12 protein-coding genes are annotated in these 14333 nt (G+C 64.0%); 5 read left to right on the forward strand and 7 right to left on the reverse strand.

The window, feature by feature from the left end; translation table 11 throughout:
• Window positions 1-53: 53 nt before the first annotated feature.
• The 4 genes from Q0Y42_RS01515 to Q0Y42_RS01530 form a co-directional block, all read right to left on the reverse strand.
• Window positions 54-755 carry an ABC transporter ATP-binding protein gene (locus Q0Y42_RS01515; RefSeq protein ID WP_297799398.1) on the reverse strand — a complete coding sequence of 234 codons (702 nt, stop codon included), beginning with the start codon at window positions 753-755 and terminating at the stop codon, window positions 54-56.
• Window positions 752-1954 (reverse strand): ABC transporter permease, encoded by a 1203-nt coding sequence (locus tag Q0Y42_RS01520; RefSeq protein ID WP_297799400.1) that lies wholly within the window; start codon window positions 1952-1954, stop codon window positions 752-754. The genes Q0Y42_RS01515 and Q0Y42_RS01520 overlap by 4 nt, the downstream gene beginning before the upstream one ends.
• A 5-nt stretch (window positions 1955-1959) precedes the next feature.
• Entirely contained in the window at window positions 1960-3033 is a 1074-nt protein-coding gene (locus Q0Y42_RS01525) for an efflux RND transporter periplasmic adaptor subunit (protein ID WP_297799402.1), read from the reverse strand.
• A 124-nt stretch (window positions 3034-3157) separates the two neighbouring features.
• Window positions 3158-5224 (reverse strand): M13 family metallopeptidase, encoded by a 2067-nt coding sequence (locus tag Q0Y42_RS01530; protein ID WP_297799404.1) that lies wholly within the window; start codon window positions 5222-5224, stop codon window positions 3158-3160.
• Window positions 5225-5443: 219 nt separating this feature from the next.
• On the opposite strand from Q0Y42_RS01530, the gene Q0Y42_RS01535 reads away from it, so the two are divergent.
• The 5 genes from Q0Y42_RS01535 (at window position 5444) to Q0Y42_RS01555 (ending at window position 10742) form a co-directional block, all read left to right on the forward strand.
• Entirely contained in the window at window positions 5444-6265 is an 822-nt protein-coding gene (locus tag Q0Y42_RS01535) for a helix-turn-helix domain-containing protein (protein ID WP_297799406.1), read from the forward strand.
• 29 nt (window positions 6266-6294) lie between these two features.
• The gene (locus tag Q0Y42_RS01540; protein WP_297799408.1) at window positions 6295-7662 is read left to right on the forward strand and encodes an amino acid permease; all 1368 of its coding nucleotides are present in this window, start codon (window positions 6295-6297) and stop codon (window positions 7660-7662) included.
• 13 nt (window positions 7663-7675) lie between these two features.
• Window positions 7676-8680, forward strand: a complete 1005-nt coding sequence (locus tag Q0Y42_RS01545) for a zinc-binding alcohol dehydrogenase family protein (protein WP_297799411.1) — start codon at window positions 7676-7678, stop codon at window positions 8678-8680.
• Between the two features lie 139 nt (window positions 8681-8819).
• Window positions 8820-10295, forward strand: a complete 1476-nt coding sequence (locus Q0Y42_RS01550) for an aldehyde dehydrogenase family protein (protein WP_297799414.1) — start codon at window positions 8820-8822, stop codon at window positions 10293-10295.
• Window positions 10296-10364: 69 nt separating this feature from the next.
• A complete protein-coding gene (locus Q0Y42_RS01555; RefSeq protein WP_297799416.1) occupies window positions 10365-10742 on the forward strand; it encodes a hypothetical protein in 378 nt (125 codons plus the stop codon).
• A 48-nt stretch (window positions 10743-10790) separates the two neighbouring features.
• Here Q0Y42_RS01555 and guaA read toward each other — a convergent pair whose 3' ends face one another.
• From guaA to Q0Y42_RS01570, 3 genes are read right to left on the reverse strand one after another with little or no spacing between them, the layout of a single operon-like run.
• A complete protein-coding gene (gene guaA, locus Q0Y42_RS01560; protein ID WP_297799418.1) occupies window positions 10791-12353 on the reverse strand; it encodes a glutamine-hydrolyzing GMP synthase in 1563 nt (520 codons plus the stop codon).
• Window positions 12350-13063, reverse strand: coding sequence for a 5'-methylthioadenosine/S-adenosylhomocysteine nucleosidase (locus Q0Y42_RS01565; RefSeq protein WP_297799420.1), 714 nt, complete (start codon window positions 13061-13063; stop codon window positions 12350-12352). Before Q0Y42_RS01565 ends, guaA begins: the two co-directional genes overlap by 4 nt.
• Window positions 13060-14331 carry an RsmB/NOP family class I SAM-dependent RNA methyltransferase gene (locus Q0Y42_RS01570; protein WP_297799422.1) on the reverse strand — a complete coding sequence of 424 codons (1272 nt, stop codon included), beginning with the start codon at window positions 14329-14331 and terminating at the stop codon, window positions 13060-13062. Before Q0Y42_RS01570 ends, Q0Y42_RS01565 begins: the two co-directional genes overlap by 4 nt.
• Between the last annotated feature and the right edge of the window lie 2 nt (window positions 14332-14333).

Here is a 14333-nt window from a genome sequence, read left to right on the forward strand (position 1 = left end):
ATCGCACTGTAGTCGCGCCATTTTTAAGGCAGGGCCATGAGAAGCTCTAAACCCTATGGCAAACGTCGCCCCGCCTCGTCGGCATCCAGCAGGCCGTCTTTCAGCACCAGACGCCGCGAGCATTTGGCGGCTATGCCCTGATCGTGGGTGCAGATCAGGAAGGTGGCCCCGTCCTCGCGGTTCACCTCGCGCATTAGCTCCAGAACCGTGTCGGCGGAGTCTGTGTCCAGATTGCCCGTCGGCTCGTCGGCGATGATCAGATCGGGCTTGTTCATCAGGGCGCGGGCAATCGCCACACGCTGTTTCTGGCCACCGGACAAACGGGTGGCCGGATAGTCGATCCGGTCCTCTAGACCTACCCTTCTGAGCAGTTCGGCGGCGCGGTCGCGCATCTCGCGGCTGATCCCGCCCGCAGGGGCCGCCGCCGGAAAGGCGACATTTTCCAGCGCCGTAAAGTCCGGCAGCAGGTGGTGGAACTGGAAAACAAAGCCCAGCCGCTCGTTTCGGAACAGGGCGCGTCTGCGTTCGGACAGACGGTCCACCCGCTCGCCCGCAATCTCCAGCTCGCCCGAGGTCGGACGCAGCAACAGGCCGATGATCGACAACAGGGTCGACTTGCCCGAGCCCGACTGACCAACCAAGGCGGTCAGCTCGCCCTTGTCCAGCGTGACGTCGATGCCCTTGAGCACCAGCGTGTCCTCGTCGCCGTTGCGGAAGGACTTCCTGATGTCTGTGGCTTTCAGCAGATGGCTCATTGCTGGATCGCCTCCAACGGATCGACCTTGGCGGCATTACGCGCCGGAATGATGGACGCCACCACCGCGCCCAGCGTCGTCAGCACCAGAGCGGCGACATAGCCCCCCTGCTCCGGCGCGATGGGCAGGGCCGAGGTGCCGTCGGCCTTGGTGATCCCTTCCAGAAACACGCACAGACCATAGCCCAGACCGCACCCCACCAAGGCCCCGACCAGTCCGATCAACAGCCCCTGCAGCAGGAAGACCCAGATGATGAAGCTGCCCGAAATGCCAAAGGCCCGCATGATCCCGACCTCGCTGCGACGGCGATAGGCCGACAGCACCAGCGCACTGGCGATACCGATGATGATGGAGATCAGGGAGAAGGCCTGAATCATGGTGCCCGTCTGGCCTTGGGCGTTCAGCGCGTCCTCAAGGCTTTCGTTCTTTTCTTGCCACGGGGTCACGCGCTGACCCGTCGCGCCCTTGAGGAACTCGGCCACGTCGCGGGCCTGCTGTGGGTCGGACAGCTTGACCTCGATATTGGTCACCCCTTCCGGCAGGGCGAACAGCGGGCGCGCCGTCTGGATCGACATGAAGGCCACCCGCTCATCAAGGCTTTGCAGGCCGGTGCGGAAGATCCCGCTGATGGTCAGTTGCCGCTCCACCCCGCGCTCGGTCCGCAGCAGGACGGCCTGCCCCGCCTCCAGTCCGAACTCCTCAGCCATCTTGCCCCCGATCAACAGGCCATCGGCCCGCAGCTGGCCAGAACCATCGACGATCTTGGGGGTGATCTGGCTGATGGCGTCCACGCCTTCCGGCTCGACGCCCAGCACCGAAAGCGGCGACACCGCCTCACCCTTCACCAGAAAGGCACTGCCTGAAATCTGCGGGCTGATGGCCGATACGCCCTCGGTCGAGCGCAACAGATCGACAATCATCGGCCAGTCGCGGATCTGCTTGCGTTGCAGGGTAGAGACCAGCGCAACACCTTCCACCGGCACATCGCCTTCGATCACGCGGGCCACCCGCGTCGGGGCCTCGATGCTGACGTGGGCGCTGTCGCCCGTGACCTGCTCGGTCAGGCGAACCTCCAGCCCCGCGATCAGGGCCGTGATGAAGACAAACACCGTCACCCCCAGCGCCACCCCTGCAATCAACAGCAGGGTCTGGCTGGGGTTGGACAACAGATAGCGGCGGGCGACCTTGAGAGCGAACACGGCGCTTATTTCGCCTGTTCGACGACAGCGCGGATCGACTGTCCGGCCTCGATCCCCGAGGGATCAAGCACGATACGGTCACCGGCCTTCAGCCCCTCTGTGATGATGGCATTGGTCGTGGGCCAACGCTCGATGGTCACGGCCTGCTGGCGGACCTTGCCATCCGCCCCCACGACCAGAACCTTGGGCTGGGCCGTCGCGTCCAGCACGGCGCGGCGCGGAACGGCAATGGCGTTGTCACGACGCCCCACCACCACCGTCAGGTCAATCGAGCGACCCGGGGCAAGACTGCTGCCCTCGGTCGGGACCAGCTTGATCAGACGCGCCCCCGTGGACGAGTTCACGCGCGGCGAAACCTCGGACACTCGGGCGGTAAACACCTTATCGGACCCTGCCAGAGCAGCACGGGCCGTCATGCCAACGTGGATGGCGTCGGCATAGGATTCCTCGACCTCGGCCTGAATCTCGGTGCCGCTGTTGGAGCCCAGCTCGAACAGGGTCTCGCCCACTGTCACCACCTTGCCGTTATCGATGGGGCGCACCAGCACCACCCCATTCATGGGCGAGCGGATGGTGTATTCACGCGTGCGCTCGGCAGAGGCGCGAACCGAGGCATTGGCTGCTTCCAGATTGGCCTCTGCCGCCTGCAGGGTGGCGCGGGCGGAATCCAGCGCGGCCTTGGCGGCAAATCCGCGGTCATAGAGGGTTTGGGTACGGCTGAAATTCAGGCGGGCCTCGGCGGCCTCGGCGCGGGCGGCGGTGGCGCGGGCGACCTCGGCATCGGTCTGGGCCTGTTCAACCGTAGCGCGGATCACGGCCAGCGCGGCCCCTTGGGTGACGGCATCGCCATCGTCCACAAACAGGCGGATCACCTGACCCGGATTGGGCGATGATACTTCGACCAGATCACCGGGGCGAGCACGGCCCACCACCGACAATCCCATTTCAATCGTCTGCGGCTTGATCTCAAGCACGCTGACTTCAGGCGGGCGCTGCATCTTCCAGACAAGGAATGCGGCGGCGGCCACAGCGGCCACGCCCGCCACACCCCATACGATACGCTTGCGTCCGCTCTTCATACTGCCCCGCTCGACCTTGGTCCGCTTTCAAAGACACAACGTATATGGGAACAGCATAGGTTCCGATCCAACGGTAAATACTGAAAAAATCAGCACCGCCGGATCGGAACTCTTCAAAGACGGATTACCAGACCGGAACGCGCTGGCTCTTGTCCAGATACAGCTTCTGCTCGGGCTTCACGTCAAAGGCGCTGTACCACGCATCCAGATTGCGAACCGTCTGGGCGCGATACGGACCCGGCGCGTGAACATCGGTCATCAGCTTGTTACGCAGCGCCGCATCACGGAACACCGCGCGATAGTTCTGTGCCCAGCCAAGGAAGAAGCGCTGATCGCCCGTAAAGCCGTCCAGAACCGGCGCTTCCTTGCCACCTAGCGATAGCTTCCAAGCATCGTAGGCGGCGGACAGGCCCGCCACATCGGCGATGTTCTCGCCCAGCGTCAGGCGACCGTTCACCGCGGCATCCTCGAACGGCTTATAGCCGTCGAACTGGGTGGCCAGCATGTCGGCGGCACGGTTGAACTGTGCCTTGTCCGACGCCGTCCACCAGTCACGCAGGCGGCCATGGGAGTCGAACTGCGAGCCCAGATTGTCAAAGCCGTGGCTGATCTCGTGGCCGATCACGCCGCCGATGGCCCCATAGTTGACCGCCGGATCGGCATTCGGATCAAAGAAGGTCGGCTCCAGAATGGCCGCAGGGAAGATGATCGAGTTCTGGCTGGGCGCGAACAGGGCGTTCACTTCCTGCGGCACCATGAACCATTCGTCGCGGTCTACCGGCTGTCCCAGCTTGGCCAGTTGACGGCGGTATTCCACCAGCGAGGCCCGCTCCAGATTGCCATAGGCATCATCCGCCGAAACCGTCAGCGCCGAATAGTCGCGCCACTTGTTCGGATAGCCCACGCCGACGCGCATGGATTCCAGCTTGGCGTGCGCCTCGACCTTGGTTTCCGGCGTCATCCAGCTCAGCGCCTCGATGCGCTTGCCCATCGCGGCCTTGATGTTGACGACCATTTCCTCGACCGCAGCCTTGGCTTCGGGCGGGAAGTATTTGGCCACATACATACGGCCCACGGCATCGCCCAGCGCACTGTTGGTCAGGGCAATGGCACGCTTCCAGCGCGGGGTCGGTTCGGGCTGGCCGCTCAGGGCCTTGCCATAGAATTCGAAATGCTGGTCGACAAAGGCCTTCGACAGGTTCGGCGCGCCACGGTTGATAGCGTGGAAGGTCAGATAGTCCTTCCAGCTTTCCAGCGATTCCGAGCCGACAAGGCCCGCCAGACCGGTGACGGCACTGGCTTGCCAGACCTTGATCTTGTCCGCGCCCGACAGGCCCGATGCCTCGAAGAAGGCGTTCCAGTCCATGCCCGGTGCCTTGGTCGCGAACTCGGCACGGTCCCAGGTGTTGTTGGCCTTCTGAACGTCGCCCGTATCCAGCTGCGACCAGTGTGTGCGGGCAATGCGGGTTTCCAGCGCCATGATGCGCGCGGCGCGCTCTTCAGGCTTGTCGATGCCAGCCAGTTTCAGCGTGGCGACGATATGGGCCAGATACTGGGTCCGCAGGGTCGCAAAACGCGCCCCGTTATCCAGATAGAAGTCACGGTCCGGCATGCCCAGACCGCCCTGCATCAGATAGGGCACATAGCGTTCCGGCTCGTCCAGATCCTGTGCCACCCACAGGCCCAGCGGACGGTCGGTGTAATAGTTGGTCGCGTTCAGCGGATCGACGTCCGCACGCATGATCGCGCCGATATAGGCCGAGATCGCCTTGCGATCGCTCAGGGCCGCAACCTTGGCCAGTTCGGGCCGCAGCGGCTCCATACCGCGCGCCTCGATGGCCGCTTCGTCCATCAACGCAGCATAGAAGTCGGCGACCTTACCCGCATCGGGGTCACGATTTTCACGGGCGTGGGTAATCAGGTCCTTGACCCGCTCGTTCGACTTTTCAGCCAGCACCGAGAAGGTGTTCCAGCTGGACTTGTCATTGGGGATGGGGGTCGACTTGACCCAGCCGCCGTTGGCGTAGCTGAAGAAATCGTCGCCCGCCGCGACATTCCGGTCCATGCCCACGGTGTCGAAGCCAAAGGTGCCGTACTCCGGCTTGCCGCCGTTGATCGCCCCGCCCGGGCCAGAGCACGCCACAAGAATACAGACGGCCGACGCCGCAACCATCAATGATTTGAGTGACACATTTCCTCCTTCGCGCCGCTTGTTCAAAGTCGGCGCATGCCCTGCATAACGGGTGACGGGCGCACAAAGCTGCGCGCGGATGCCGCACCCACGATGCTCAAGAAAGCTAGTAGCAGACACTACTAGTCAAATGAGAAATGTGTAATCCTAATATCCTTGGGATTTCAGGCTCTGGCTGGCATCAGTTCGCCCGTTATCCGGAAGGACGAGGGGGTAAGCATGTCACCGGAAGAAACGCTCATCGCGCTGGGGTTCACCGAAACCGAGGCCCTGACCTATTGCGAGCTTCTGCGGGCTGGCCCTTCGACCGGCTACAAGATCGCCCAGGCCATCGGCAAGGCACAGGCCAACACCTATAAGACCCTTGCCACTCTGGTCCAGAAGGGCGCGGTCATCGACGACGGCGGCGAGCCGAGACTTTTTCGCGCCATCAGCCCCGATCCCCTGATCCGCTCACTGGAAGCCCGCCTGTCCGAACAGACGGCAACGGCCCGCGCGGCGCTCAGCACGCTGGAAACCCGCCTGCCGGAGGACCGCCTCTATCAACTGCGTTCGGTCGACCAGATCTGGGCGCGTTGCGAGGACATGATCGACAATGCCCGCGAGATCATCCTGTTCGACTGTTTTCCGGCCATCGAGGACCGAATTGCCCCGGCCCTGACCCGCGCCGCCCAGCGCGGCGTCGCCGTTCACGGCGTGGTCTATGAGGACCGCCCCGACCACAGCCGCGGCTACAACACCATCCGCTCGCGTGCGGCAGAGAGCATTCTGGCGCGCTGGCCGGGGGCGGAAATCCGTCTGGTTGTCGATGCCAGCCAGCACCTGATGGCCTTGGTCAGCCATGGCTCCGAAAAGATCCTGCACGGTCTGTGGAGCGAGAGCGTCTATCTGTCGGTGACCCAGCACTATGCGCTGTCCGCCGAGATCCGGCTGCACAACCTGCCGCAGGAAACGGCCTTCCCGCCGCAACTTTCGATTGCCGGAACCCATCCCCCCGGCCTACGTCAGCTTCTCAGCCAGTCGCCCGACGACAGCCAGTAAACTTAGTCACCCAGTATCCGGAGCCCAACATGGGCGCGTCCCCCTCCCCCGCATCCTCCCCACAACTCGCCCGCACACTGGGCTGGCCGCATCTGATCGCACTCGGCGTCGGGGCCATTGTCGGCACCGGCATCCTGACCCTCATCGGCATCGGTGCGGACAAGGCGGGGCCAGCGGTCCTGATCTCCTTCCTGATTGCCGGATTTGTGTGCGCGTGCGGCGCGCTCTGCTACGCCGAGATGGCATCGACCATCACCGAGGCCGGCAGCGCCTATACCTATACGCGGGTGGTGATGGGTTCGCTGATGGCGTGGGTCATCGGCTGGGCGCTGATCCTTGAATATTCGCTGGTTGTCAGCGCCGTCGCGGTCAGCTGGGCGGGCTATGCCGCGCCCCTGCTGCACGACTGGCTGGGCCTGCCCATGGCCTTGATGCAGGGCCCGTCCGAGGGCGGAATCGCCAACCTGCCGGCGCTTTTGATTATCGTGCTGGTGGCGGGCGTCCTGCTGATCGGCACCGGCAAGAGCGCGGCGGCCAATATGGTGCTGGTGGTGGTCAAGCTGTCTGCGCTGGCCCTGTTCGTCTGGTTTGCCCTGCCCCATTTCGACGCCGCCAACCTCAAGCCCTTCAGCCCGTTCGGATTTGGCTCGACCATGAGCCCCGACGGGATCGAGCGCGGCATCATGGCCGCTGCCGCCATCATTTTCTCGGCCTTCTATGGCTTTGACGCCATCGCCACGGCGTCCGAGGAAGTCCGCAATCCCAAGCGCGATCTGGCCATTGGCATTGTCGGCTCCATGCTGGCGTGCGCCGCCATCTATGTCGTCATCGCGCTGGCAGCGCTGGGCAGCACGCCCTTCACCACCTTTGCTAACAGCCCCGAGCCGCTGGCCCTGATCCTTCGCCAGCTCAACCAGCCGTTTGCCGCCGGTTTCCTTGGCATTACCGCCGTCCTGACCCTACCGACGGTCATCCTCGCCTTCTTCTATGGCCAGAGCCGCATCTTCTTCGTGCTGGCGCGTGACGGCATGCTGCCGCGCGGTCTGGCCAAGGTTTCGGGCAAGGGTGCCCCCGTGCGGATCACCCTGTTCACGGTGGCTGTGGTCGGCGCGATTGCCCTTTTCCTGCCTCTGGGCGAGATCGTGGCCCTGGCCAATGCGGGGACGCTGATCGCCTTTATGTCAGTGGCGGTCTGCCTGCTGATCCTGCGCGTCAAACAGCCAAGCCTGCCGCGCGGCTTCCGCACACCCATGGCATGGGTTGTCGGGCCCATCTCGATCGCGGGCTGCCTCTATCTGTTGATCAGTCTGCCGCAGAAAACCCTTCTCGGCTTCGTGATCTGGAACATCATCGGTCTGGCCATATATTTCGCCTATAGCCGCCGAAACAGCAGATAGCGGAGTACCGTCCATGAAGGCCGTGGGTTATCGCCAATCCGGAAGCATCGACCGTCCGGACGCCCTGATCGATATCGACCTGCCCGCGCCCGTACCCGGCCCGCGTGACCTGCTGGTCAGGATCAAGGCTGTCTCGGTCAATCCGGTGGACACCAAGATCCGCTCGACTGCCCAACCCGCTCATGGCGAGTTCAAGGTGCTGGGCTATGACGCGGCGGGCGTCGTCGAGGCTGTTGGCGAGGACGTCACCCTGTTTAACGTGGGCGACGAGGTCTTCTATTCCGGCACCAACACCCGCCAAGGCTCCAACGCCGAGCTTCAGGTGGTGGATGAACGCTTGGTTGGCATAAAACCCGCCAAGCTGAGCTGGGCGGAGGCCGCCGCCATGCCCCTGACCTCGGTCACGGCATGGGAGCTTTTGTTCGACCGACTGGGCGTCGAAAAGGGTGCCAAGGGCGAACTTCTGGTGATCAACGGTGCTGGCGGCGTGGGGTCGGTGCTGATCCAACTGGCCCGCCACCTGACCGAGATGACAGTGATTGCAACCGCATCACGCCCCGAGACCATAGAATGGGTCAAACGCATGGGCGCGCATCAGGTGATCAACCACCGCCTGCCCCTGTCCGAAGAACTGGCACGCATCAGCATACCGGAAGTCAGCCACGTTGCGAGCCTCAGCGGCAGTCAGGACAATCAGGCCGAGTTCGCCAAGATCATCGCCCCCCAGGGGCATCTGGCCCTGATCGACTCTCCCGCCTCGTTCGACATCGCGCCGTTCAAGCCCAAGTCGATCACCGTGGCGTGGGAATATATGTTCACCCGCTCCATGTTCCAGACGCCGGACATGGACCGCCAGCACCAGATTCTGAACCGTGTCAGCGCCATGCTGGACCTTGGCCAGCTAACCTCGACGGCGACCGAAGAAGGTGGCCCCATCAACGCCGCCAATCTGATCGCCATGCACCGCAAGGCCGAGGCCGGCACCGCCATCGGCAAAATGGTCCTGACGGGTTTCTAGGCCCCCCTTCGCTGGATCGGTACCTGCACCCTTTTGCCCAGCCGACACCTTCGACCACCGTCGTACGGAACACCCCGCCCTATCAGGTATTACCCTCCTCATTATCTGCGCGCCGGAAAGGCGAGCATTGGAGCTTGAAATGAATACGATTACTCGCGGTCTCATCATCGGCGGCAAGGAAGTTTCCGCGTCGTCCAATGCCACGGCCGACGACATCTCGCCGTGGACCGGCGAAGTGTTCGCCAAGGTCGCTGCCGCAACCCCTGCCGATGTGACCGCCGCGATCGATGCCGCTTCCGCCGCCTTCCCTGCATGGTCGGCCATGCTGCCCTATGAGCGCCGGAAGATCTTCCTGCGCGCCGCCGACATTATGGAAGCCAAGGCCGAGGAAGCCGTCGCCACCATGGCGGCCGAGGTGGGCGGTGCCCGCCCGTGGGCCGCGTTCAACGTCGAACTGTGCATCGAAATCCTGCGCGAAGCCGCCGCCGCCGTCACCCAGCCGCGCGGTCAGGTGCTGCAAACCCAGATGCCGGGCGTCAGCTCCTATGCCAAGAAGGTGCCGTATGGCGTCATCGCGGCCATCTCGCCGTGGAATGCGCCCTTCATCCTCGGCATCCGCGCCATCGCCATTCCACTGGCCGTCGGCAACACTGTGGTGATGAAGCCGTCGGAAGATGCGCCGATCTCATGCGGGCTGCTGCTGGCCGATGTGCTGATCGAGGCCGGCCTTCCGGCTGGTGTGTTGAACGTTGTGACCAACGATGTGAAGGACGCTGCGGAAATCGTCGAGACCCTGATCGCCGATCCGCGCGTGCGTCTGGTGAACTTCACCGGATCGACCAATGTGGGCCGCATCATCGGCACTACCGCCGCCAAATACCTCAAGCCCGCCATCCTTGAACTGGGCGGCAAGAACGCCCTTGTCGTGCTGAAGGATGCGGACATCGACTATGCAGTCAAAACCGCCGTGTTCGGTTCGTTCATGAACTCGGGCCAGATCTGCATGTCGACCGACCGTGTAATCGTCCACCGCGCCATCGCCGACAAATTCACCAAGGCGTTCGCCGATGCCGTGAAGGCCATTCCGTCAGGCGATCCATCCGATCCGGCCACCTTCGTCGGCCCCGTGGTGAACAAGCGCGCCGCCCAGCGCGTCTCGGCCCTGATCAAGGATGCCATCGACAAGGGGGCCACCGTCCTGGCTGGTACCGGCGAGATTGAGGGCGACGAACAGACCCTGATCCGCCCCGTCCTGCTGACCGACATCACCAAGGACATGGAAATCTACTACGGCGAGATCTTCGGTCCGGCGACCGTGATCCACGTGGTCGAAAACAACGACGAAGCCGTCGCGCTAGCCAATGACACCGACTATGGCCTGACCGGCGGCGTCATCTCCGAAAATATGACCGAGGCATTGGATGTGGCCAACCGCATCGAAACCGGCATCATCCACGTCAACGATCAAGGCATCGCCGACGAGCCCATGGCCCCGTTCGGCGGCGTGAAGAACACTGGCTATGGCCGCTTCGGCGGTGACGCCGGCGTCGACGCCTTCACCGTCACGCGCTGGTTCACGGTTCAGGAAACCGGCCGCCCGCCGCAATACAACTAAGCCCTGAACAAAGACGCCCTCCGGAATGATCCGGAGGGCGTCTTTGTTACCGCCTGCTGACGCGCGCTTATGATTGACCCTACCCTGCTTGGCGTATTGAAGCTGTCGGCCCTTGTCGTTCTGTGGGGTCTGATGGCGGCGGCTGTCCTGCCGCTTGCCGCGCTCGGGATATATGTCGTCGCGGACAAACTGAAACTGCGCTGGCTTGCCGATCCGGTACAGAATGCGCTTGGACGCCTGCTTTCGCTCCAGCCACTGGCACGCATTGTCATGAACATTCAGGGCGGTGCTGCCCTGACGGTTCTGGGCCTGTGGTCCATTCTGGCCATGCAGGCAGGTGCCCCCATCGGCAAGGTGATCCTCGGCACTCCCCTTTTGATCCCCTTCGGACTTTGGCGCCTGTGGGTCGGCGTCGGCATGGCGCGACGGCTCAAAACCGACCGATAGGGTACAAAAAAGCCCGCATCGCTGCGGGCCTTCCTGTCGGATCGTGGATTATTCCCACTCGATGGTGCCGGGCGGCTTGGAGGTCACGTCGTAGACGACGCGGTTCACGCCGGGGACCTGATTGATGATGCGGGTGGCCGTGCGGGCCAGAACTTCCCACGGGAACTGGAAGAAGTCGGCGGTCATGCCGTCCGTCGAGGTGACCGCGCGCAGGGCCAGAACCTTTTCATAGGTACGGGCATCGCCCATCACGCCGACGGTCTTGACCGGCAGCAGGACGGCAAAGGCCTGCCAGATCTCGTCGTACAGACCGGCCTTGCGGATTTCGTCCAGATAGATGGCGTCGGCGTCCTGCAGGGTCGCTACGGCGTCCGGCGTGATCTCGCCCGGAATACGGATGGCCAGACCGGGCCCCGGGAAGGGGTGACGGCCCACGAAGGCGTCGGTCAGGCCCAGTTCGCGGCCAAGGGCACGGACCTCGTCCTTGAACAGCTCACGCAGCGGCTCGACCAGCTTCAGCTTCATATAGTCCGGCAGGCCACCCACATTGTGGTGCGACTTGATGACCTGCGACGGACCGCCCGAGGCCGACAGGCTTTCGATCACGTCCGGATAAAGCGTGCCCTGGGCAAGGAATTCCGCGCCTTCGATCTTGGACGACTCTTCATCAAACACTTCGACGAACAGGCGGCCGATGGTCTTGCGCTTGGTCTCGGGGTCCGAGATGCCCGCCAGCGCGCCGAGGAATTTCTCCGAGGCGTCAACGTGAACCAGCGGGATGTTGTAGTGCTCGCGGAACAGGGTCGTGACCTGCTTGGCCTCGTCCTTTCGCAGCAGGCCGGTGTCCACGAACACGCACGTCAGCTGGTCGCCGATCGCCTCGTGAATCAGGACCGCCGCCACCGACGAGTCCACGCCGCCCGACAGGCCGCAGATGACCTTGGCGTCGCCGACCTGTTCGCGGATCTTGGCGATCTGCTCGTCGCGATAGGCGGCCATGGTCCAGTCACCGGTCAGGCCAGCGATGTTGAACAGGAAGTTCTTCAGCAGTTGTGCGCCGTGCGGGGTGTGCGCCACCTCGGGGTGGAACTGCACGGCGTAGATTTTCTTCTCGGCGTTGGCGATGGCGGCATAGGGCGCGCCTTCCGAGGTAGCGATGACCTCGAAGCCTTCCGGAATGGCGGTCACGCGGTCGCCGTGCGACATCCACACCGGCTCTTGCTCGCCAGCGGCGGCGATGCCCTTGAACAGCGGGCTGTCCTTGACGATGCTGATGTCGGCGCGGCCGAACTCGCGGTGGTGGCCGCTTTCGACCTTGCCGCCCAGTTCGGCGCAGATCAGTTGCTCGCCATAGCAGATCCCGAAGATCGGCGCGCCGTATTCAAAGACCTTGTGGTCGACGCGCGGGCTGTCCGCTTCGGTGGTCGAGGACGGACCGCCCGAGAAGATGATGGCCTGCGGCTGCATGGCCTCAAGCGCGGTCGTCGCCTTGGTGTAGGGGTGGATCTCGCAATAGACGTTCAGCTCGCGCAGGCGGCGAGCGATAAGCTGCGTCACCTGACTGCCGAAGTCGACGATGAGCACCTTCTGGTGTTGGGTCGGCTGGGTCATGAATGCGAATCCGTTACGGGCGTTGCGGCGGGGTCTAGGCCGGATACGGCCTGTTGTTCAAGTGCGGGCATGATGGCGTTCAGGCCGTCGCGCTCCAGCGCGGCCACCAGCACATCCCATGCGTCGGCGAGATTGGCGTCCACCTGATCTAGCGTAGAGGTCCAGTCCTCCAGCTTGGTCAGTTCGGCCTTGCCGTCCGACACCCCGCGCAGTGCCAGCAGCGGCACGCAGAAGGTCTGCGTCGCACGCAGGAAGGCATAGGTTTCCATGTCCACCATATCGGCATCCAGCGCCTGATAGGCCTCGCCCGACACCACATTGGCACCGGTGGACAGGGTCGCGGTCGGCACACCCTCCAGACGGCACGGCAGCGGCAGGATCGCGGGCATGTCCAGCAGCGGCGTGATCCCCTTGGGGAAGCCCAGCGGGCTGGCATCCATGTCGCGGTAATCGACGGAGGTGACCTGATAGACGGCGGCGTGATCCAGCGTCGGCGAACCGGAACTGCCCAGCACCACCACCAGATCGGGCATGTCGCCCGTGGCCTCGCGCCGCGCCAGTTCGGCGGTCAGGGACACCGCCCCTTCCACCGGACCGATGCCTGTGATCAGCGGGCGGATACGCGCCTGAAGATTCTGGCCGTATTCGGCAGGTGCCGCCATCACCGGAAGGATGGCGACATCGCCGATGCGCTCGACCCGCGCCCTCATTCAGCGCGCTCGTACAGCGAGAAGAAGAAGCCGTCGGTATTGGTCGATGCGGGCGACAGGCGAAGCTGGTGGCCCTTGGCCTGCGCGGCGATGGCGTGGCCGGTCGTCTCGATAGCGACCGGCTTGAAGTTCGGATGAGCGGCCTCGAACACGGCGGCGGTGTCCTCGTTCTCACGGCTCAGCATCGAGCACGTGACATAGGCGATCCGGCCACCGACCTTCACCAGCTTGGCGGCCTGCGCCATGATGCGGGTTTGCAGGGCGTGCAGACGCTCGACCTCTTCCTCGGTCAGACGCCATGCGTCTTCCGGATGGCGACGCCACGTGCCCGTACCCGAGCAAGGCGCATCGACCAGAACCAGATCGGCCTCGTCGTTCAGGTCTTCCAGACCGCCGCCGTTCTGGCCGATCAGGACCAGTTCGGCCTCGACGCCCGCACGCTCCAGACGCGGACGGATGTTTTCCAGACGCTTGGCGACCACGTCAGAGGCGACCAGACGCCCCTGCCCCATCATCGACTGAGCCAGACCCAGCGTCTTGCCGCCACCACCGGCGCAATAGTCAACGACGGTCGTACCCGGCTTGGCGTCGGCCAGCGCGCAGATGATCTGGCTGCCTTCGTCCTGAATCTCGAAACGGCCTTCCTTGAAGCCTTCCAGCGCCTGAATGTTGGGCGGCGGCTCGGACGCCAGACGCAGGCCCAGTTCCGACCACGGCGTTTCTTCCGGCGACAGTTCGGCGGCGCGAAGCTCGCCCTCGACGTCCTCGCGGGTGGCCTTCAGGCTGTTGACGCGCAGGTCGATCGGCGCGCGCGGGGCCATCAGATCGTGGGCCTCGGTCTTCCAGTTGTCGCCATAGACCTTCTGGAAGTCGGTCATCACAAACTCGGGGATACCGGCGGCAACCCAGCCCGGCAGTTCGCCATCAGCGGCGGTGATGCGGCTGCGCTCCTGCTTGGACAGCGGACGCGGGCCATAGCCGTCACCGGTGTGCAGTGCCTCGATCTCTTCCAGCGACAGGTTGTCCAGCGCGTGCAGGCTGCCGATGACCAGAGCGCGGCCATCCTCGCGGCCACCCATGATCCAGCTCAGGCGGCCACGGGCGCGCAGCACCTTATAGACGCGGTCGGCGATGGCGCGGCGGTCTTTCGATCCGGCATAGCGGTTTTGCTGACCCCATGCCTTCAGCACGACCTCGGCGGGCTGGCGGCCCTGCGCGATGGAGTCGAGGATGGAAGCGGCGGCGGCGAGACGGGCGGCTGGGGTCAATG

Origin of the sequence: uncultured Brevundimonas sp. (genome assembly GCF_947305955.1) — a bacterium.
Classification (GTDB): Bacteria; Pseudomonadota; Alphaproteobacteria; order Caulobacterales; family Caulobacteraceae; genus Brevundimonas.

What these genes read in the sequence shown, in the direction of transcription:
- Q0Y42_RS01515 (WP_297799398.1), bottom strand. Translation starts at nt 755, where the DNA reads ATGAGCCATCTGCTGAAAGCCACAGACATCAGGAAGTCCTTCCGCAAC.
- Q0Y42_RS01525 (WP_297799402.1), bottom strand. Translation starts at nt 3,033, where the DNA reads ATGAAGAGCGGACGCAAGCGTATCGTATGGGGTGTGGCGGGCGTGGCC.
- Q0Y42_RS01535 (WP_297799406.1), top strand. Translation starts at nt 5,444, where the DNA reads ATGTCACCGGAAGAAACGCTCATCGCGCTGGGGTTCACCGAAACCGAG.
- Q0Y42_RS01540 (WP_297799408.1), top strand. Translation starts at nt 6,295, where the DNA reads ATGGGCGCGTCCCCCTCCCCCGCATCCTCCCCACAACTCGCCCGCACA.
- Q0Y42_RS01545 (WP_297799411.1), top strand. Translation starts at nt 7,676, where the DNA reads ATGAAGGCCGTGGGTTATCGCCAATCCGGAAGCATCGACCGTCCGGAC.
- Q0Y42_RS01550 (WP_297799414.1), top strand. Translation starts at nt 8,820, where the DNA reads ATGAATACGATTACTCGCGGTCTCATCATCGGCGGCAAGGAAGTTTCC.
- Q0Y42_RS01555 (WP_297799416.1), top strand. Translation starts at nt 10,365, where the DNA reads ATGATTGACCCTACCCTGCTTGGCGTATTGAAGCTGTCGGCCCTTGTC.
- guaA (WP_297799418.1), bottom strand. Translation starts at nt 12,353, where the DNA reads ATGACCCAGCCGACCCAACACCAGAAGGTGCTCATCGTCGACTTCGGC.
- Q0Y42_RS01565 (WP_297799420.1), bottom strand. Translation starts at nt 13,063, where the DNA reads ATGAGGGCGCGGGTCGAGCGCATCGGCGATGTCGCCATCCTTCCGGTG.